The following is a 19427-nucleotide window of genomic DNA, read 5'->3' on the forward strand; positions in this document are numbered from 1 at the left end:
GCATAAAGTGATTGCGCTCGGCGGGATCATTAATCACTTGCCGGCATTTATTGGCTGACCATTGCACCTCGGCATACCCGACATACAAGGTGCTGGTTTTGGGGAAGATCAACGTCGGCGAATGGATCGGGTCGTCGCGTTCATCCTCGACCACCTCCTTGCCCTGAAACAGCATCGACTCAACCACGCCGTTATAGACCCGGTACTCGGACAGCTCGCCGTTACCGCCGTCGATCACATAAAGCCAGCCATCGCGCAGCAGGCGAATGCCCAACGGGCGACTCTTCAGGCTGTAAGGCATGGCGATTTCAGCGGACGGGTCGAGCGCCGGGTTATCCACCAGCCCATAACGCAGGGGCAGCAGTTGCACGGTGCTTTTCATTAACGGGCAGACGCCCAAGGCCACTTTGGCATCGGTGCGTCTGAGCTTGAGGTCGTTGGGGTTTCGTAGAATGCGCGGGCTCATTAGTCAGATTCCTGTATTCCGAATACCAGCCATCGACCCGCTTGCGCGGGCCGATGATGCACAGGGCTATACAAACTTAGGAAACTGGAGCACGCCAGTCGTCAGAACCGGAGGTACCAGAAACTTCGTGAGTCCAGGTGATTTTGCGGTAGGTAAAATGCACATCTTGCAAGTGAGTGAAGTGCGAATTGCCAGGGTCTTGGCAGTTGTGCATGTAGTCCTTGATATCTACGATGATCGCGTCTTCAAGTTTGGTGGTGTAGTAATGCTCCTGGGTGCCCGAAGCCGAGGTCCGATACCACTGAATAACGACTTCAGTCATGCGCTCACCGGACGTCAATGCTGCAAGCAGAAGCGGCGAGGACTTGTCGAAGACCTTGGTGATGCACACGGGTTTGTGGACACGCTGCCCGGTTGGCTGACCCGACTGAGGGTCACGCGGAATGATGACAACGTGGGAAAAACCTTGAACCATGACTTGGTCTTCATGACCTTCCTGATAAATATTACCCACCGAGTCTTCGGTGAAAGCGCCGGCAGTAATCGAACCTTGTTTTTCACCGGTGATGGACATATACGCTGGCGTAGCCATGAAGTGCTCCTTAGAGAATTGAGGTAAACCCATGTGTCATTTCACAATGGGCAACTTCAATCATTCCAAGACTTATGCCAACTTGTCCGCGGCCCTTATAAATCAAAGCTTGCAGATGGATAGACGTCGTTATTTGTATCAACTAATGAGTAACAACAGGTAAAAGTGCGCAAGAAGTTGCGCAGTACTGCGCAACATTTTGCGCACTGAACGGTAGCCCATGCCCCCTACAGGTTTCAGCGCTTCACCCAAAGAAATAACCTTTTAAGTGCGCAATAAGTTGCGCACTTAAAAGGGTTCACATTTGCCAGACGCCAAGCGATCACACGCCTCGGTTTCAGTTTCTCTGAAGTGATAAGCCCGCGTATTCAGTTTTATCGTTCAAAGATGACAAAGGCTCCGGCACCCAAATCAAAAAGGGGTCCTTGGCCGGGCGATTATCGTAAGGCCGCATCGGGAGATTTTCATTCAATTCACCTGCACGACGAAAACCGTACACTTTGCGGCGTTCCACATGAATGCTTGGCGCTGTGCCCTCGCCACTGGCGGGCTCGATATTCATCGCCTTCAAGGTGGCCAGCAGGTCCTCCATGATCAGCGCGCGATCAAGGGTAAAGGCCGATGCAAAACAACGCCAAAAACGCCAGCCCGCGCGTTCCAGAATACGTTGGCGTCGCATGTCACTGTCCCAGCGGTCAGGCCCGTGGAAGCGGTCGCCGTCGCACTCGATCGCCAGACGGCTATCGTTATCGCCCTCGACCACCATGTCGATGCGATAAGCGCCCACGCCCACCTGCGGAATCACTCGATAACCCCGACGGGTCAGTTCGTCGTACATGTCGCGCTCGAAGCCGGACTCGCACAGTTCTCGCAGATCACTGACCTGCTCAGCATCCTGAGCAAAGGGCGTTTCGAAGTGCTCAATCAAGCCACGGCGCAGGGTATCTACCGCACTGAGGTCGGTCAGTTCGACGCTGCGCACCAGGTACATACGGTCCCGCGCTCGCGACGCCGCTACGTTGAATCGCTGGGCAATCGAGTCGCGGCTGTTGGCAAAGCAATCGCCCGGCGAAGCCACCATCGACAGAAACATGATGTCGCGTTCCTTGCCTTGAAATGTGCGGGCGTCGCCGCAACTGATCTGGAACTGGCTGATGACTTCTTCACCCAGTTCTTTGGTCAGCATTTGCATGACTTTTTGCGCTTGCTCCGCCCCCAATAACGAGACCACGCCAATGCTGCGACCGGCAATCTGTGGCATGGCAATCAGGCGGCGAATTTCCTCGACAATCACGTGGGCTTCGCCGAGGTTGAACTTGCCTTTTTTCACCCCGTCCATCACCAGCAGGTCGACCAGCGGCGGGTCCAGCCGCTCGGTCATTTTGGGCAAACGCAGCGGCTTGAGCTCGTGGTTATAAAACTCGCGCTTGGAGTATTCAATGATCGGCGCCACGCAACGGAAATGCTCGCGCAGCATGGTGCCGCTTTTAGCGAAAACCACTTTGAACAGGTCATACAGCGAGCGCTCGGGTGACATCAAAGGCCGGTACAGCCCTACCTGATTGCCAAGAAAGCGCGACATCATGTTTTGCACACGCTCCTCTTCCATGCCAATGCCGTCCGGCGAGACTTGCTTGTCATCGCCCACCACCAGCACTTTTTTAGCCCGCAACAACGCTGGCAACGCCGTCAGATCGGACTGTGACGCTTCATCGATGATCACCAAATCGAACGCGCCGTACTGTGCTGGCAAACTTTCGCAAATGCGGTAGTGCGGCATGATCCAGCAGGGTATCGCCGAAATCGCCACATCGGCCGCGAGCCGTGCATCCTGTCGGTAACGACCAGCGCGTACCCCTGTGCCTTTGCCAATTTTTCGAATCGCCGTGCGATACAGCTCAAGGGCCGCCCTGACACTTGGCGTGGCGTTTTCAGAAAGACGCAACCACGTCCGCTTAACCACCGCGTCCTGATACAGGCGCGACAGACTCAATTCCAGTTCGCTTCGAAGGTTAAACAGTCGCTTGAGATCCTCGCGTCCGTCAATGCTATCGAGGTAATGCGCCAGACGGCAAAGACGCCAGACGTCCAGACAGTTGTCCGGGAGCAAGCCGTCCACCGGATCTGCACTGGGTTCTTCACGCAAACGAGCGGCCCAGCTTATGCCGCCACTGTCCGCGATAAGGTCCGTGACCCGTTGCATGGTGTCGAGCGCATCGGCCAGTGCCAGCACCCGACGCAACTCGTCCATCAGCGAGGACCATTGCGCTTGAAGCTCGGCGGTATCCACCTGCGGCTGGCCCAGCGTCAGATTCAAAAACCCTTGCAGACGTGAACTGATCTCGCCACCACAACCGGCCAAGGCTGTGTTGAAGGTTTCTTTGATGACCCATGTGGCCGCCAAACGATGGCGCATCAAGTAATGGCGCAGGATACTTTGCGCCTGGCCCAATACAGCCTCATCGCTGCGCAATCGGCTCACGTCAGCCCACTCTGGGAGGATGCGTTTCAGCTCGCGGTGTGCACGGGTTTCACTCTGTTCTGTCAGCACAAGCGCGTCAAATTGCTCGACAGCCCGCGCCGCCACCATCAATTGCTCAGTGTCGGCTTCCAAGGTCGGCAACGGCATTTCTGCGGCCAGTGCATTCCAGCGCAGCATCAAGGTGCGACTGTGTTGCTGCCAGCGCACAAAGGCTTGCACGTGCTGCCAGTCTTCTTCGCTTTGCGGTTTACTGCCCAGTAGCACAATGGCGTCCAACAGCTGCTTTTGTACGCCCTTCCCGATCAATCCGGACAACCCGAACGGGCGCTTCCCTTCCGCCAAATTGTCGATGGCTATCAACACTTCGGGTTGTGCGTGCAGCTCGAACGACACACTCACCGGACGGGCAACAAATCCCTTACGCCCCGCCAATGCCTCTGCGATTTCAGCCTTGAGGCCGTCGAAAAGCGCGTGTACATCGCCGTTACCGCCGCGCATCAGCCAGGCCTGCATTGGCGCGACCCAACTGTGCGACGTTGTACTGATTTGCGTGCGCAATGCCTGCAAATGCTCCAGAAGCTCAACCAGTGCCTGAGCCTGCTCTAGCGTCTGCGGGCTGTTGTCCAACAGCCGAGGCACTTCGCCGGTGCTCTCCTTATGCTGCAACTGGCTTTCCTGAGACAGATCCTGATGCACTTGAATCAGCGTCTGAGCGTCCGGAAAATCGGCCAGCTTCGGTAATGCGTGGCCCAGATAGGCCAGCGCATCCTTCAGCTCAAGACGGGCTTGGCGCAGTGCGATGATGTCTTGCACATTGAAGCGTGGCCGATGCGCGTCGCCGATCCCTATTTGATCGGAAAAAGCGCTGACCTCGGCGTGCGCCGCAGCAACCTGCAACGCCGCTTGTGTGGGGCTAAGACGCTCGCCGTCGATCTCAAGGTCAGACAAGTTGCGCTCGGCCCAGTGGGTAATCTCACGATCGACACTGGCCATCTGACCGTGAAGGGTGTTTATTTCGTCATCAATTTGACCGATTTCACGCTTATACAGCGCACGATCAATGCGCTGCACTTCGGCCGAAATTTTTTGAATGGCAAACTCAAACTGTTTCATGCCGTCCGCTTCGCTGCTCAACAAGCTAATAGCCAGTGGGCGAATGGCTTCGGGAAGCTTTTCCTGCAACACGGCCAAGGCCGGGTCTTTCATCGATGTCACCAGCACACGCTTGCCATTGGCCAGGTAATGGCTAATGACGTTGGCAATGGTGTGCGTCTTGCCCGTACCGGGTGGACCTTGTACCACGACGCCATCGTGCACTTGGAGCAGTTGGATGATCTGCACCTGCTCGTCGTTGTAGGGCTTGGGGAAATACAGTTCATGAACCTTCGCAGCCGGTGCTTCTGCATGTTGTGAACCGCTGACGTAAGACAAACCACGAAAGGGAGGCAGATCCACGTCTTCAAGCACAGAGGACGGTTCAGTCAGAACGGCCTGCAAGGCAGCCGGTAGCGCTTCGAGTCCCTCAATCTCGCCGTCAAATCGGCTCAGGTCTTCGATAAACATATTGCTGTCGCGCGCACGGGCAAACAGGCACCAGGTGTCAGTGACACACAGGTGTTCGTCGGCTTTGGGGACAGAGCGATCACCTTCGGCAACCGTTACCGGCAAAAACTGCCCATGAGCATCAAGCAAGGTCGAGGCGGAGCGAATCACCGGCTCATAGCTTGAAGGGCTAAAGGGACTGATGCCCGCCTTCTCGTGGGCGAAAAAATCCTTGGCCAGCGTTGCCAACGGCCCGACACCGGCAATGTCCGCCGCCACATAGGCGTCCACTTCCAGACGCGGCTCGGCCGCCCGCGGGCGCACTTCAATCGCCATGCTATCCGGATTAATGGCCAGTTCCACCAACTGACTGATCAGAGGGTAATGGATGACGCCAATCTGGGGATGCTCCCACGTCGAAACACCTAACCCCCAAACCAGCTCCAGTTGTGCGTCTCCCAAATTGCCCTGCATCTGTTGCACTAATAAAAACAGCTCGGCATACAGCTCGATGCTTTTGCGTCGCTGCTTTTCTTCAGTCGCCCAGCGTCGCCAAGCCGTTTGGCAGTAGGATTTGAACTGAGCCTTGATCTCGCCAGCATCCAGGCAATCTTCCAGATTGACCCACTCATCCAGCAGGACTTCTTCGTCCAACTGCAAGGCGTCTGGCGTGAGACGGGCCAACTCGGCATCGCTGAGTGCACCGCAGCCCAACAGCCGTTCGCGAGCCACCTGCAGCTTCAGGACCGGTTCGGTTTGCGGTGTGCTTTTGAGGTCTAACCACACGCCCAACAACGGGCTGAGCGGTGCAGGGGGTTTGATCTCATGCAAGCGCTCCAGCCGCAACCAGACTTCATCTTCTTCGCCGTTTTGCACATCCAGGCTGACGCCAGGCAACGCTCGCAGTTTTTCTTCACTGGCACTGAATGCATTGTGCTGGCTAACGGTTAAGGCAGGCCGCTTTTGCATGAGAGCGGTCTGTTTTACAAATTCAATCAGACCGGCGAGACGGGCACGTATTGTATCCATGGGGGAGCTGAACCACTTCCAAAAGGGGCGCCTGGGAAAAATGTGAGGCGCCGGAAAAAAGCGAAAAAACTTACAATGCTCGACACGATACAGCGGTTCAGTGCAAAAACTACTCACGAGACAGTTGATCGATGACGCATGAAGCATCCGCGCGCTAGGCCAGGTGCATCAAACCCTAAAAAAAAGGCCCTTCCCGGAACCGGGAAGAGCCTTTGGATAACGCCGTGCTGATTAGCCCAAGTTAACGCCGAAGTTCGATGCCAGCGGTGCCAGACCGCCCGCAAAGCCTTGGCCGATAGCCTTGAACTTCCATTCTTCGCCGTTGCGATACAGCTCGCCAAACACCATCGCGGTCTCGGTCGAAGCGTCTTCGCTCAGGTCAAAGCGTGCCAGCTCTTTGTTGTCTGCTTTGTTCAGAACGCGGATATAGGCGTTCGACACTTGGCCGAAGCTTTGTTTACGGCCTTCAGCATCGTGAATGGTCACGGCGAACGCCAGTTTTTTAGCGTCTTGCGCCAGACCCGCCAAGTTGACGTTGATCTGCTCATCGTCGCCTTCGCCTGCGCCCGAGCGGTTATCGCCCTGGTGCACCACGTGACCATCCGGGGAGGTCTTGTTGTTGTAGAACACAAAGCTGCCGTCGTTCAGCACTTTGCCGTTCTCGCCAACGATAAACACCGAAGCGTCCAGGTCGAACTCCTGGCCGTCAGTCACACGTGGATCCCAACCCAGACCAACGATCACTTCGGTCAGACCCGGTGCTTCCTTGGTCAGGGAAACGTTGCCGCCTTTACTCAGACTTACTGCCATTTTCGTGAACCCTTATATAAAAAGATGAATGGGTACGGATTAAAACTTCAGACCAAAGCTTTCAGCCAATGGCTTGAGGCCACCGTTGAAGCCTTGACCCACAGCGCGGAATTTCCACTCGGCGCCGTTGCGGTACAGCTCGGCGAAAATCATCGCCGTTTCGGTGCTGGCATCTTCTGCAAGGTCATAACGAACAACTTCGCTGTTGTTGTCCTGATTGACCAGACGGATAAACGCGTTACGCACCTGACCGAAGTTTTGACGACGGGCGTCAGCTTCGTGAATGGTCACAGTGATCGCGATTTTATCGATATCGGCGGGCACTTTGGACAGATCGATTTTGATCGCCTCGTCATCGCCGTCACCTTCGCCGGTACGGTTGTCGCCAGTGTGCTCAACCGAACCGTCGGTGCTTTTGAGCTGGTTGTAGAAAATGAAGTCGGAGTCCGCACGGACTTTGCCGTCAGCCTTGAGCAGAAAAGCGCTCGCGTCCAGGTCGAAGTCCTGACCGTCGGTGGAACGGGCATCCCAGCCCAGACCCACAAGTACTTTAGTCATCCCTGGAGCTTCTTTGGTCAGGGACAGGTTGCCGCCTTTGGAAAGGGAAAGTGCCATGTGTAGTTCTCCTAAGTCCTTAGTAATCTGCGATCAAGCGTTCGTGTCGTTTTTAGCAGGTTCTTCATCTTTACCGGGAAAGATGATGCTGGCCACGATACCTATGGCCAATACCACCAGCACGATTATCAGACTGGTGTTTGGATCAATTTCATAACCATGGCCAAACAGGTGATCGGTTGCGTTCAGGGCCAGCTTACCGGCGATAAAGAACAACAGCGCGATGACCGATTTTTCCAGGTGAACCAGGTAGCGCTTCAGGGCTTCAAGCACAAAGTACATGGTCCGCAGACCCAGAATGGCGAACATCATGGCCGAGTAAACGATCAGAGGTTCACGGCTGACTGCAATCACGGCCGGTACGGAGTCGAAGGCGAACAGAATGTCCGAGACCTCGACCACCACCACACACAAAAACAGCGGAGTCGCGAACAACGCGCCCTTGCCAACCAGGGTCATACCCTTGTTCTGCGGCTTGGTGATCTCTTTTTCAAGCTCTGTGCGTGAAACAAAGAAATTATGTCCATGCAGCTTTGGCCATACCGGGAACAGTTTCTTCGCGAAACGGTAGGCAATATGCTGGGAATAGTCCTCTTCTTCGTCTTCTTCCTTGCTACGCAGCATCATCACTGCGGTCCAGGCCACGACCACTGCAAACAGCACTTCGACCCAAGGGCCGAACGCCAGCAGGCCGGTACCGATCGCAACAAAGATCAAACGGAAGACGATGGCGCCGATGATGCCCCAATACAGCACGCGGTGACGCAACGCATCGGGAATCTTGAACCAGGCGAAAATCGCCATAAATACGAACAAGTTGTCGACGCTGAGCACTTTCTCCAGCGCGTAACCCGTCACGAACAGGCTCGCCACGCTTGGGCCGTGGGCGTAATACAGGTAACCCGCAAACGCGAGCGAGATCAGTACCCAAAAGACCGACCAGATGGCCGCATTGGCCAAGGTGACCGGTTTATCGCTTTTGTGGGTGAACAGGTCGATTGCCAAGGCAATCACCGCCAGCGCCACAAATACAGCGATGGTCATTGGCGGAAAGCCAATTGCCGTATTTACCGTGTTTTCCATGATGTCCTCAGAGATCAAAATCGCCAGGGTTCAGCCCCAGCTCATTACAGATAGTGCGGCAAGCAGCCCGCTCACTTTCATCGAAATTGCCGTCAGCGCTACCGATTGCGCAGCAAACACGCACCAGCAGACGCGCCGCATCTTCTTTTTTACGTAGCTGACCGATCGACTTCAGGGCTTCTGCGCGACCGATCTGCTGATCGAACTCAAATTTCTCACAGACGGCATTGAAGGACTTGATGACGTCTTTGACGTCAAAGGCTTTCAATTCATTCGAGTTTTGAATAAACCCGATCATCTTCTGTTTTTCTTCGCTACTGATAGAGCCGTCAGCCGCAGCCACCAATGCGCAGCCGCTGACCACCGCTTCCATGAACTCGCGATTTTTGAACTTGCTGACTTCCGTCGAAAGCTTGTCACGGGCAGCCGTTGCATTGGTTTTCAGCCATTCGAGCATTGGGTTCACCTTGTCAGAAATTGCGGGATCGGCGCCTGCCTCGGCAGGCGGCCACTTACAAAACGCTCATTTGGAGCCAGCCGACCAGCGCATGCCCCAGTTGTAGGCCTTGTCCATATCGGAGTGGCCCTTGAAGAATTCGACCTTGCGGTTGACCTTCACGCTGCCGCCGATATTTTCGAGCAGGGCAATAGCGCACATACCTTTGGTGCCGCCCTCTTCGCTCAGACGGACTTCAATCGGTGGCTCACCCGGGATGTACAAGGTAATCACACCATCAGTGGCCTGCCAGTTCGGTGCACCTTCGTAGATGAACGCGTACACCAACACGCGGCGCATCTTGCGCCACTCTTTACCATTGATACGTAACCACTCGCCGTCGCTGACTGAACCCGTGCGGTCATCGCCCATCAACTGGATAAACGGCTCGTCACGGAAATCGCCAAAAGCATTGCCCAAGGCTTGCACTGCGCCTTTACGGCCGTTTTCCATTTCGTAGAGACAGCCGACGTCCAGGTCGATGCCACCCGATTTACCCCGCAGCGAAGCGAAGAAGCCCCCACCGCCGCTTGGCGATGTACGGTTCCAGTTAAGGTTGATTTTGATCTCGCCAAAATCGCCGTCTTTTTTGTCGAGGCTGATGGTAGGGCGCTGTTTGTCGAGGGTGATTTTCGACAGGTTGATTTTCGGGGCCGGTGCTGGTGCAGGTGTAGGCACTACGGGCGCTGCAGCCGGGGCCGGAGCCGGAGCCGGAGCCGGAGTTGGCGTTGGCGTTGGCGCGGGGGCTGGAGCAGCGATTTCAACCCCGAAATACTGGGCCAAGGGCGCCAGACCACCGGCAAACCCTTGAGCCACGCAACGGAACTTCCAGGCCCCCTGACGGCGGTAGAACTCGCCCAGAATCAGCGCGGTTTCCTGCATGCCTTCTGTCGGAATCGGCGCTTCAATGCCACCGGTCACCGACACGTTCAGCTGTGGGAAGGCGGCGAACTTGGCCTTGTTCTCGTAAATGGTCGCGGTCAGGGCCACTTTATCAATGGCCGGATCAAGGGCGTCCAGATTGACGCTGAACACGCTGCGACCGGCGGCCGACTCGGCCAGCTTGACCGCGCCATTGTTGACGCTTTGCTGACCGAAGAAACACATGTCGTTATCGCCACGCACCTTGCCCGACTCATTGAGCAAAAACGCCGAGACGTCCAGGTCAGCGCCCGGCACAGGCGTGTAGCTGATGGTGACGCTCAGGGTGCCGGAGGTGACGGCCGTGTTGGCGCCAGGAGTCAGAGTGGTCATGCACGCACCGCCTGGGCAGCTTCGCTGCTCAAGTCCTGTGCGGTACGGCCGTTGGCCACAGTGCCCACTGCGGTCAGGTCCCAGCCTGCCGAAGTGCGGCTCAGGTAGGCCATGACCACGCCAGTATGGCGACCTTTATCAGACAGGTTGAAACGTGCCAGCTCTTTGCCCGTCAGCTCATCAACGATTCGGCAGTAGGCATTTTCTACTGACTCAAAGTTTTGCCCTGTGAAGGAGTTGACGGTAAACACCAGATGCTTGACCCCGGCTGGCAATTGCTCAAGGTTGACCAGTATCGACTCATCGTCGCCATCGCCCTCACCCGTGCGGTTGTCGCCGGAGTGAACGATTGAGCCGTCGTTAGATTTGAGCTGGCGGAACCAGACCAGATCCAGGGGTTGTTTGCTGCTGTCGAGCAAGATGCAGGACGCATCCAGATCGATGGCGGTATCACTGCTCAGCAACTTGGCAAAGAAGCCGCTCGGCTTGACCGGGTCCCAGCCCAGGCCCATGCGGATTTTTTTGAGGCCGGTGCCGGCTTCTTTCTCAAGGGAAATGGTTTGGTTCTTGGACAGCGAAATGGCCATGTAGCGTCTCCTTGTCTGCACTGATGCACATTTAGGGTGTTGCTGATTATTGACGTGCTTTGCTTACGCCTTGCTTACAGTTCTTCACGCAAGCACACGTCAAGTGGCCGCTTGCGACGCCACAGCGCGTGAAATTCGCGCCAATGTGGCTCTTGAGCGGCCCCGAGCATTTGTTCATCGCCCCGGGTGTCACCCCAGGCGCGTAACGTGTATTGGTCCAGAGGCCCGTATTGCGCCTCTAAACGGATGACTTTTTGTTCGCAACGACAGTTAGTGCCATCGATCTCTCCGGTCAGTACACCGTCGACCGAAGCCAGACGGGTGCCAATGAGGCCGATGCCCAATTTCCTGGCAAAGGGGGCAAGCACCAGCTCAGGCGACGCTGAGCAAATAGTGACAATAGCGCCCTGCTCCAGCTGGTTGGCGACAGATGTTAAGCCTAAAGGGCGCATGAGGCGCTGCCACGAAACGTCACAAAATGCTTCTGCACGCTCTTTGACCCACGCTTCCTTCGCCCCGGTAAGGTAAACCGTGATCAACTTTTCCTTCAGATCATTACGCGATATCTGGCCTAGCAAGTAAGACAGGGTCGCAGGAATCATCCGAAGCAAGCGCATGGCGAACAATCGGTTGCCGTACGCAAAGCGCAAAAAGGGCACGAACGAATCATGATATGTCAAAGTGCCATCAAAATCGAAAGCCGCTAAAACCTTTTTGCCATTACTCGATGTATTCAAAACGTTGTTCACCCCACTACTTCAGCCAGTCGCAGGCTGCCTCCAAAAATATCCGCTGAGCTGCATTCAGGGCGAACCCCCTGCCAATGCGCTCGCTCAATCGTTTTTTGCGCCCAGGTGTAATGGGTCGCGGGTTCGCACATGGCGTCATTGAACTTGAACACCGCCGGTGCGGCCTCACTCACAATGTGGCGGGCGCTGTTGAGGTCTTCAAGGCTGACTTGCAGCGCGTTGTGGATAATGGCGATTTGTGACGGATGAATCGCTGTTTTACCGACCAGCCCGTGGGCCAGATCCAGCGCCAGCTCATGCTCCAGCAATTGCGGTGTATTGAGTTGTTCAAATACCGGCGCTGTCAGGGCAAAGCCCGCCGAACCCATGATTCCGCAGAGCATCGGTATGACATAACTCATGGGCGTGCTGTACAGCGTCATCGCCGGGTTACGTCGCAAACCCAGACAGCCCATCAAGTCGTTGCCACCGATACGCAGAGCAATGATCCGCTCGGGCAACAGTTCAAGCATGGCGCCCCGTAGCTCAACCATGGCGCTGGGGTCATAGACCTCGGGCGTTTCCAGGGTAGGCATCAGCATCAACTCGTCGCGTGTTACCGCCTGTTGCCACTGCTGGATATTGCTCAACCGCAGTTTGGGCACCACAAACCCGTCGACATACCGCATCAACGACCAGTCGTTGAGCACAGCCGCCATGGCTGCATCGCGTGGCCGGACAAAGACCATCGGGCCGCCCGGCGGTCGACCGCCACGTGCATCGATCCCCAATAACAGGTTTTTCAGGTTATTGAGCGCTTGCTGCACATCGGTTTCGGCCACCGCGTCTTCAAGGCAGACCACCAGCGAACGCAAGCCCTGAATCTTTTCGCCCATCACCACGTCAAGAATGTCGGGACGTGTAGCCGGCATATAGAGCGTGGCGCCCAAGGCATAGGGTGAATGCTTGATCATCAGCGAACACTCCTGATTACTGTTACTGCGCGATAGGGCCCCAATACCTCGCCGACTTCTTCGACCTCGATATTTGCCTGCCGGGTTAGGTGTAGCAGCAATTGCACATCCTGGTCATCGCGATTGCGCACCAGCACATGGTCTGGCACCCGACGCATGACGGCGCGGGTCGCTTCGGCGATGCCCGGTTTAACCCGATTGGGATTGGTCACGCCAAACCGTGTCGAGATACGTTGGACAGCGGCCACAGCCGAGTGTTGCAACGCTGCGGCCTGCTCAGTCGTCCAGGGCTGGGCCGATGCCAGCGGCGCCAACTGCGCTCGCTCGGTTTCAATGCTGTGAATAAAAGGCCGGGTCACGTCATGCTCAGCCAGATGGCTATACACCACACAGCCATGCAGGCCCGGCTCCTGTGGCCAGATTGAACGCGAAACAAGGCCGGAAACCGTTGCCCCCAGAATACCGGAAGGGATCAGCCAGTCCTCGGCCGAAGCCGCCAGCCAGGCACGCCCACACGGATCGGCCAGCACCACCAGTCGAGGATCAACCGGAAAACGCGAGTCGCCGGCCAGGCTCTCGCGAATCTGCCCGCTGATCGCGCCTTTACCCGTCCAGCCATCGACGAAAACGATGTTGTCGGCGCCGTGGGTCTTGATGATCGCTTCGAGTGCGACGCTATCGATGCCTCGGTCGCGAATGATGCTGATACCGTAATGCCGCGCATTGCGGCCCAACCCGACCAGCGCCCGACGCAGCAGCACGCCCAGCGGCAAACCGGCACGCACGAACGACACCAGCGCAATCGAGGCGCCGGTGTAGCGCTCATCCAACGCCTGAGCGAGTGACTGCACATCGGCAGCCATTCGTGCACCGTTTTGCGTCAACGCTAATTGATACAAACGCTTGTGGGTGTCAGAGGGCGCATCTTCCTGACTGATCATCTCGGAATAGTGGCGCTGCTGAGTCTGGATCAGGCGCTCTTTTTCCTGCACATCGGTGACTTCGATTTCCATGGCGCGCAGTAAAAAGTGCACGTCATCAGTGTCGTAGCTGCCACTGCCTACGGTGTGTAGCCCTGCAAAAGCATTACTCATCAGTAACACTCGACATCACGTGACTGGCCAACTGCCCACGCTTGGGCGTGCCCCACCAGTCGCACTCGGTCATAAAGCCTAAGTCCGACACGCTATCGCCGAAGCCCAGTATCGGGCGTTTACCGTTGTTCGCCTGATCACGGCGGATCCATTCACGCACCGCCACCTGCTTTTGCAAAGCATTCGGCAAGAAGGCCAAGTTGTTGCCATTGCCATGCACATACAGCCCGTCTAGCAACCCACGCGCCTTGACTTCATTCATAACGATCAACAGGGCTTCATCGGTTTCGTTGTTGTGCTTGGTGACCACGTAATTGGCCAGCCCTTGTTCTTCTACGACCCAGCCGCGCAGGGAGTAGCCCAGCTCGGTGCCAATCGCCAGGGTCAACTCGCTTAATTGATGCAGGCGGGTTTGCTCCAGGGCCAATTCATCTGCCATGCGCGCATGCCACGGCGCGTCGAGCGCGCCCTGCGCATTGAGCATGACGCCACCGTGGGCGCAAATGGCCCCGTGGACAAACGGCAACTGCACGCGTTGATAGGCTTCAACACTGCGGGCCGTTACCGGAACCACATCTGCCGTGGCCAGCAGCCATTCGACAAAGTTTTTTTGCGTGGCGCTCATAAAGCCGTTGGGCTGACCCTCGACATCCAGAGTGGCCGTGAAACGCGGTTCATCACCCATCTTGCGGGCAGTCTGAAACAGGGTGTCGTCAAGATCGACAAACACCAGCGGGCGATTAATGGTCATCGACGATTACCTGCGCATTCAAGGCGTTGAGCAACGCTGGATCAACCGCAGCCGCCGGGGTTTCGCTGCAAATCAGCACCCGGTCAAACTGGCCGGGTGCCACGTTATAGAGGAAATTGGGGATACCCAGACCGTAGTTGTCAGAAAACGACAAGGCATGGTCGATGGCGTGCCCCAGCGCAATCGGCGAGCGACTGGTGGAGCTGAAATGCACATCAGCACCCGCGCGCTCCAGACGTTCGGCCAGCAGAAACGGCGGCCAGACAAACTCACTGGTGCCGATCACCAACACACGCTCACCCGGCTGAATTTGCAAGCCCGGCGCCAGCGTATCAGCGTGTTCACGCACACCCATGCGACCCCAGTCCCGGCTTGAGTCCAGTGGCCAGTCACCTTGGGCCACGCTGGCGACTTCGGGCATCACGGGCAGCTCTGCATCAGGATCCTCAATGAAGGTGTAGCCACCGTCGAGCAACGAAATACTGGTGACGTGCTCACCCATCGCATGGCGCACGGCATCCTGAGACCAATCGGTCAGGGTGGCGGTGACGATCCGTTCAATCGAGTTCAGCCCGGCCTCGGCCAGTGCCTTGGTCAGATTGATAAAGGTATTGCCGGTAGAGGCTTCGTCATCCACCAGCACAAGCGAACGCGCGTTCAGCATCATCTCGCGAGTGACTGCGTCTTGAGGCAGGTGCAATAGATGGGAACTGGCGTGGCTGTGCTCCTCTTCAAAACGAGCGAACAACGCTCCACCCGTGGGGTGGCGGCTGCTGCACAGGTACAGGCTGTCATCGCGGGTCTGGCTGAGTGCACGGTGCACCCCGGCGCCAAGCCCTACGGCAGTTTCAGCCATGCCGATGACCAGCACCGGGCCGGGCAGGTCGGCGGGAATCTTGGCGGCCAGCGCATTAAAGCTTTCAGCCATCAGCGAAGGGCGGGCCGGGATATGACGGCCCAGCACGCGGGAGACGAATAAAAAAGCGCGCTTGGGGTTTCGGCGCTCGGCAAAACTGAACAATGCCTGTGGATCAAAAGTCGATGCATTGACCTCAACCTCCAGGCGACCGCGCTTAAGGTTTGCATGCAAAGCCTTGGTTTGGGTCTTGGAATTACCGCTGCTCATCAATGTTTACTACCTGAACATACTTAAAAATGGGGGGACGATTAGTGAGACGGTGGTTTAAGACAAGAAAAAAATGGTTACTGGAGATGGCTGGCGTCAATCCGCCACAACCCGGCCTGAGCCGCTCTCACCAATTCGGGCGTGCTCAATGAGCGCTCGTTGCGCCCACGTTGGGCTGGCACTCGGACCGCCTCAAGAAACGCCAGCAGCAGCGCGGATTTGACGGCAAAGTTCATGTTCTGCGCATCCGCCATGCTCGAGGTCACCAGACCGCTGACCAGACCTTGCGGATCAAACACCGGACTGCCGCTGGAACCAGGCTGAATCGGCGCGGTGAACTGCATCAGGCTGGCGTCATCGCGCAGGCCAAACAGGCCGGAGACCACGCCCTGGGAGACTTGTACGCCACCGCCAGCCAGTCCGGCCAGCGGGAAACCCAGCGTGACGACACTTTCGCCCAGCTCACAGCCCATACCCTCGCGAAACGTCACCGAACTCAAGGGCGGCGCGCCAATGACGCGCAACAAGGCGAGATCGTTCTTACGATCGACCACTACCGGTTCCGCTTTGTATCGACCTTCAAACGACGTAATCGATAAATGATCGAGGCCTTCAATCACATGGGCGCAGGTCAAAATATGCTGAGCGCTGACGGCAAAGCCTGTGCCCGTGGAGCCTTGGCGCGCATCCTTGTCGTCTGACGCCTCAGCACCTGTTCGCAAGGGATGACGATCATCCAGAGTCAGCCCCATGCGGCGGGCAAACGCGCTCAACCCGTAGGCTGAAGCTTCAGCCAGTGCGCGGATTTTCCATTGGTCGTTGCGGCGGTACACCTCGGCAATGACCATAGCGCCATCGCCGTATTCATCCAGTGCCAGCCCGTGCTCGATCTGCTCGCCGACCTTGAGCTGGAAAGCGCCGAGTTCCCGTAAAGGTCCCAGCGCGCCAAACACATAGAGCACCAGCAATACCCGTTCGCAGTGTGCCGGCAATTGCTCCAGCGCAAGGCCGAAGCGGGCCAGGCCGAGCGTGTCATGCCACATCACCCAAGGTTGAGGGGCATGCATCAACGCGGGTTCTGCAACGGGTTGGCGCTTGTCATCAACGGCCAGCAACGCCAAGCCCGCGTACTCGCCTAATGCCCCGGCTCGAGAGCAGGTGAGGCTCATTTCACAGCGCACAGACTCAAGGGCCGCATTGGCGCCCGGCATCAATATCATCGCTTGTGACTCCCCTGTGCCCGCGACAAACAAGAGCCGATCACCTTAACAGTTCTTCTCCGCGAACCGAAACGACGGTGGTGATGGCTTTGACCTGGATATTCTCGCGCCAGACGCTGGCAGGCACAGGCAAACCCAGGCGACGCGCAGCAAAGATACCCGGCAAGTTGACCCCTGTTTCACGGGTGTAACCAATGCCGCCGGAATAGCGCAGATTGATCTCCAGCAAATGGGGCTGGCCGCTCGCGTCATCGCGGGTCTGCACGTTGATGATGCCATCGCACTTGAAGTGCCGCGCGGCCTTGATCGCCAGCTCCACCGCGGCGCCGTCGCGCTCGAATGACTGCATCAGCCCTTGCTTGCGCCGTCCCACATACGCCACCGCCTCGCCCGCCTCACACACCATGTCCACCGAACACTCGGTACCGGGCATATAAGGCATCACCAATAACGGCTTGGCTTCTACAGACTGACCGTAAGCCTGGGCAAATACCGTGACGTTCACTTCGTGGGCATCTGCGTTGGCAAAGCTGCGGAACGGATCAACGTCCTCTGCCAAACGCCAAAAGCCCTGCCCGTAAATCCCGCGCGTCGGTTTTACACACACCTGACCATCACGGGACAGTTGGGCGTAGGCATCCAGCAACTCAGCCTCAGTACTGACGGTCATCGCCGGAATGCACGCAAGCCCGGCGGCCAGCGCTTCGCGGGTGAACACCGACTTGTCATCGACCCGCTCAAAGGTGTCCAGATCCAGCGCGCCCGTCACCAGTTGCAGGCCAGCAGCCTCAAACTCACCCCGATGGGCTTCATAGACCTGCCCTGCGCGCCCTGCCAATACCACCTTGATGTGCTGCGCTCGCGCTTGCTCGATCACCCAGGCAATGCGCGCTTGATTATCCAGCGGCTCGCGCCAGCCGATGTCTGCAAGGCCAGTGATTTCAGGGCGATTTTGTCGGTGAGAAGCGAAGATCCGAACCGTTTCGGGCAATGCCGCACGGGCACCGGCAATCACATCGCGTTGGCTGGATTGCCCTTCAAGAAACCAGATCATGAACATCCCTTGCGACAGATAGTGAAGACGTACGTTAAGCGCGGCAGTCTAGCGGATGGCGCGGGTAGACGCTCTCAGACATTGTGCTCAGGGGCTTATGTAACGAAACATGAAAACTTTGTACTAAATAGTTCATAATGTGCGGCATCATGTCGCGCCCTCCGTAGAGCGGGCCTAATACGTAAAGGAGCACCCTTCGATGTTTTTCTCTTCCCGCGCCCTGCTGACCTCCAGCGTGTGCAGCGGCTTGTCCCTTCTGGCCCTGGTGCCTTGTTATGCACAGGCCGACAGCGCCGATGACCTGATGCACCGCTCAACCCTGACGGGCGACTGGGGCGGCGAACGCCAAAAGCTTGCCGACAAAGGCATCAAGCTGACGGGTGACTACAACTCCGAGACGTTTTCCAACCTGCATGGCGGAATCAAACACGGCACTCGTTACTCACAACAAGTGCGCATTGGGGCCCAGTTCGACCTGAGCAAACTGCTCGACACCCCCGACGCAGGCCGGGTGCAAATCACCCTCAACGACCGTCGCGGCCACAGTGCGTCCGAAGACTTGGTAGGCAATCGCCTGCCTGTGCAGGAAAACTACGGCGGCATGTACACCCGATTGTCCGAGTTCAGTTACGAGAACACGCTGTTTTCACCCGCACTGAACGCCAAGGTCGGCTTTTTGCCGATGGGCAATGACTTTGGCGGCATGCCCTTGCTGACTAATTTTGTGAACGCTGGCTTTTGCGCACACCCGTTGACCATGTCCAACGGCAGCGGCTGGACCAACTACCCGACCGGGCATTGGGGCGGCGAATTGCGTTACACCGTCAGCCCGCAACTGACCCTGCAAACGGCGTTGTTCCAAGTGAACCCTGAGTACAACAGCCGCTCCTCCGAAGCCTTCACCATGACCACCAAAGGCACCACGGGCGCGATCATGCCGTTGGAAGCGATCTTTAATAACAACGCCTACCTTAATGGCCAATACAAAGTGGGCTGGTACTACGACACGTCCAACACCACCAAAATTGGCAGCAGCGAGAAGGCCAACCATCGCACCGGTGCCTACGTACTGATTGATCAGGCGATTTGGCGGGATGAGCAAGACCCGGACAGCGTGCTACGCGCTTTCGGTCAGGCGGCCACCAGCAATGCCGCGACCTCGGCCATGCGCCGTTGGTACTCGGTGGGTCTGGTCAAACAAAAACCGTTTGCCAGCCGTCCGCACGACAGCATCGCCTTCGCCTATGGCCGAGCGGTGTTCAACTCACGTTCACGTGACGTACAGGAAGCGGCAGCCTCTACGCCGGAGCAAGCCGACATGATCGCCAGCCTAGACAGCGGCGAACAGTTGCTTGAACTCAACTACGGTGCGCAAGTCACCCCGTGGCTGCTCGTGCGCCCGGACGTGCAATACATCATCGAACCCGGCGCGTTCTACGGCAAAAGCCGGGGCAATGCGTTGGTCGCAGGTGTGCAGATTAAAGCGACGTTCTAATCGGCGCCCTCGCTCATACCTCACCCTTG

The 19427-nt window shown here is 57.1% G+C and carries 17 protein-coding genes; 1 reads left to right on the plus strand and 16 read right to left on the minus strand.

Going from position 1 to position 19427, the window contains the following annotated elements:
• The 16 genes from ACI7MX_RS21660 to ACI7MX_RS21735 form a co-directional block, all read right to left on the minus strand.
• The coding region (locus ACI7MX_RS21660) for a toxin VasX (RefSeq protein ID WP_405591517.1) at positions 1-466 on the minus strand (466 nt) is incomplete at its 3' end.
• A gap of 76 nt (positions 467-542) precedes the next feature.
• Positions 543-1058: an Hcp family type VI secretion system effector gene (locus ACI7MX_RS21665; RefSeq protein ID WP_405591514.1), complete on the minus strand. Its 516-nt coding sequence runs from the start codon at positions 1056-1058 to the stop codon at positions 543-545.
• A 337-nt stretch (positions 1059-1395) separates the two neighbouring features.
• Positions 1396-6111, minus strand: coding sequence for an AAA domain-containing protein (locus tag ACI7MX_RS21670; protein WP_405591511.1), 4716 nt, complete (start codon positions 6109-6111; stop codon positions 1396-1398).
• Between the two features lie 231 nt (positions 6112-6342).
• The gene (locus ACI7MX_RS21675; protein WP_314485343.1) at positions 6343-6921 is read right to left on the minus strand and encodes a TerD family protein; all 579 of its coding nucleotides are present in this window, start codon (positions 6919-6921) and stop codon (positions 6343-6345) included.
• Positions 6922-6960: 39 nt separating this feature from the next.
• The gene (locus ACI7MX_RS21680) at positions 6961-7536 is read right to left on the minus strand and encodes a TerD family protein (RefSeq protein ID WP_314485340.1); all 576 of its coding nucleotides are present in this window, start codon (positions 7534-7536) and stop codon (positions 6961-6963) included.
• A 33-nt stretch (positions 7537-7569) separates the two neighbouring features.
• The gene (locus ACI7MX_RS21685) at positions 7570-8619 is read right to left on the minus strand and encodes a TerC/Alx family metal homeostasis membrane protein (protein WP_405591507.1); all 1050 of its coding nucleotides are present in this window, start codon (positions 8617-8619) and stop codon (positions 7570-7572) included.
• Between the two features lie 7 nt (positions 8620-8626).
• Positions 8627-9076 carry a tellurite resistance TerB family protein gene (locus ACI7MX_RS21690; protein ID WP_153380199.1) on the minus strand — a complete coding sequence of 150 codons (450 nt, stop codon included), beginning with the start codon at positions 9074-9076 and terminating at the stop codon, positions 8627-8629.
• Between the two features lie 66 nt (positions 9077-9142).
• Positions 9143-10369 (minus strand): TerD family protein, encoded by a 1227-nt coding sequence (locus tag ACI7MX_RS21695; protein ID WP_405591503.1) that lies wholly within the window; start codon positions 10367-10369, stop codon positions 9143-9145.
• The gene (locus tag ACI7MX_RS21700; protein ID WP_314485325.1) at positions 10366-10956 is read right to left on the minus strand and encodes a TerD family protein; all 591 of its coding nucleotides are present in this window, start codon (positions 10954-10956) and stop codon (positions 10366-10368) included. The genes ACI7MX_RS21695 and ACI7MX_RS21700 overlap by 4 nt, the downstream gene beginning before the upstream one ends.
• Before the next feature lie 74 nt (positions 10957-11030).
• Complete coding sequence (locus ACI7MX_RS21705; protein WP_314485323.1) at positions 11031-11705, minus strand: HAD family hydrolase; 675 nt, start codon at positions 11703-11705, stop codon at positions 11031-11033.
• Positions 11702-12658, minus strand: coding sequence for an HpcH/HpaI aldolase/citrate lyase family protein (locus ACI7MX_RS21710; protein WP_314485321.1), 957 nt, complete (start codon positions 12656-12658; stop codon positions 11702-11704). The genes ACI7MX_RS21705 and ACI7MX_RS21710 overlap by 4 nt, the downstream gene beginning before the upstream one ends.
• Positions 12658-13752, minus strand: coding sequence for a cysteine protease StiP family protein (locus ACI7MX_RS21715; RefSeq protein WP_314485318.1), 1095 nt, complete (start codon positions 13750-13752; stop codon positions 12658-12660). The genes ACI7MX_RS21710 and ACI7MX_RS21715 overlap by 1 nt, the downstream gene beginning before the upstream one ends.
• Positions 13745-14503, minus strand: coding sequence for a trehalose phosphatase (locus ACI7MX_RS21720; RefSeq protein ID WP_314485315.1), 759 nt, complete (start codon positions 14501-14503; stop codon positions 13745-13747). The genes ACI7MX_RS21715 and ACI7MX_RS21720 overlap by 8 nt, the downstream gene beginning before the upstream one ends.
• Positions 14493-15629, minus strand: coding sequence for a phosphoribosyltransferase domain-containing protein (locus ACI7MX_RS21725; RefSeq protein ID WP_405591496.1), 1137 nt, complete (start codon positions 15627-15629; stop codon positions 14493-14495). The genes ACI7MX_RS21720 and ACI7MX_RS21725 overlap by 11 nt, the downstream gene beginning before the upstream one ends.
• A gap of 77 nt (positions 15630-15706) precedes the next feature.
• Positions 15707-16849: a trypsin-like peptidase domain-containing protein gene (locus ACI7MX_RS21730; protein WP_405591493.1), complete on the minus strand. Its 1143-nt coding sequence runs from the start codon at positions 16847-16849 to the stop codon at positions 15707-15709.
• 40 nt (positions 16850-16889) lie between these two features.
• A complete protein-coding gene (locus ACI7MX_RS21735; RefSeq protein WP_405591490.1) occupies positions 16890-17903 on the minus strand; it encodes an ATP-grasp domain-containing protein in 1014 nt (337 codons plus the stop codon).
• A gap of 199 nt (positions 17904-18102) precedes the next feature.
• Here ACI7MX_RS21735 and ACI7MX_RS21740 point away from each other — a divergent pair, with 199 nt between their 5' ends.
• Positions 18103-19398, plus strand: a complete 1296-nt coding sequence (locus ACI7MX_RS21740) for a carbohydrate porin (protein ID WP_314485303.1) — start codon at positions 18103-18105, stop codon at positions 19396-19398.
• The last annotated feature ends 29 nt before the right edge of the window (positions 19399-19427 follow it).

The sequence above is a fragment of the Pseudomonas sp. 2024-210 genome, from assembly GCF_045062345.1.
In the GTDB taxonomy this organism is placed as follows: Bacteria; Pseudomonadota; Gammaproteobacteria; order Pseudomonadales; family Pseudomonadaceae; genus Aquipseudomonas.

Excerpts from the sequence above, each read along its gene's own strand:
- ACI7MX_RS21665 (WP_405591514.1), bottom strand. The coding sequence starts at position 1,058 with ATGGCTACGCCAGCGTATATGTCCATCACCGGTGAAAAACAAGGTTCG.
- ACI7MX_RS21670 (WP_405591511.1), bottom strand. The coding sequence starts at position 6,111 with ATGGATACAATACGTGCCCGTCTCGCCGGTCTGATTGAATTTGTAAAA.
- ACI7MX_RS21675 (WP_314485343.1), bottom strand. The coding sequence starts at position 6,921 with ATGGCAGTAAGTCTGAGTAAAGGCGGCAACGTTTCCCTGACCAAGGAA.
- ACI7MX_RS21680 (WP_314485340.1), bottom strand. The coding sequence starts at position 7,536 with ATGGCACTTTCCCTTTCCAAAGGCGGCAACCTGTCCCTGACCAAAGAA.
- ACI7MX_RS21685 (WP_405591507.1), bottom strand. The coding sequence starts at position 8,619 with ATGGAAAACACGGTAAATACGGCAATTGGCTTTCCGCCAATGACCATC.
- ACI7MX_RS21690 (WP_153380199.1), bottom strand. The coding sequence starts at position 9,076 with ATGCTCGAATGGCTGAAAACCAATGCAACGGCTGCCCGTGACAAGCTT.
- ACI7MX_RS21695 (WP_405591503.1), bottom strand. The coding sequence starts at position 10,369 with ATGACCACTCTGACTCCTGGCGCCAACACGGCCGTCACCTCCGGCACC.
- ACI7MX_RS21700 (WP_314485325.1), bottom strand. The coding sequence starts at position 10,956 with ATGGCCATTTCGCTGTCCAAGAACCAAACCATTTCCCTTGAGAAAGAA.
- ACI7MX_RS21710 (WP_314485321.1), bottom strand. The coding sequence starts at position 12,658 with ATGATCAAGCATTCACCCTATGCCTTGGGCGCCACGCTCTATATGCCG.
- ACI7MX_RS21715 (WP_314485318.1), bottom strand. The coding sequence starts at position 13,752 with ATGAGTAATGCTTTTGCAGGGCTACACACCGTAGGCAGTGGCAGCTAC.
- ACI7MX_RS21720 (WP_314485315.1), bottom strand. The coding sequence starts at position 14,503 with ATGACCATTAATCGCCCGCTGGTGTTTGTCGATCTTGACGACACCCTG.
- ACI7MX_RS21725 (WP_405591496.1), bottom strand. The coding sequence starts at position 15,629 with ATGAGCAGCGGTAATTCCAAGACCCAAACCAAGGCTTTGCATGCAAAC.
- ACI7MX_RS21730 (WP_405591493.1), bottom strand. The coding sequence starts at position 16,849 with ATGATATTGATGCCGGGCGCCAATGCGGCCCTTGAGTCTGTGCGCTGT.
- ACI7MX_RS21735 (WP_405591490.1), bottom strand. The coding sequence starts at position 17,903 with ATGATCTGGTTTCTTGAAGGGCAATCCAGCCAACGCGATGTGATTGCC.
- ACI7MX_RS21740 (WP_314485303.1), top strand. The coding sequence starts at position 18,103 with ATGTTTTTCTCTTCCCGCGCCCTGCTGACCTCCAGCGTGTGCAGCGGC.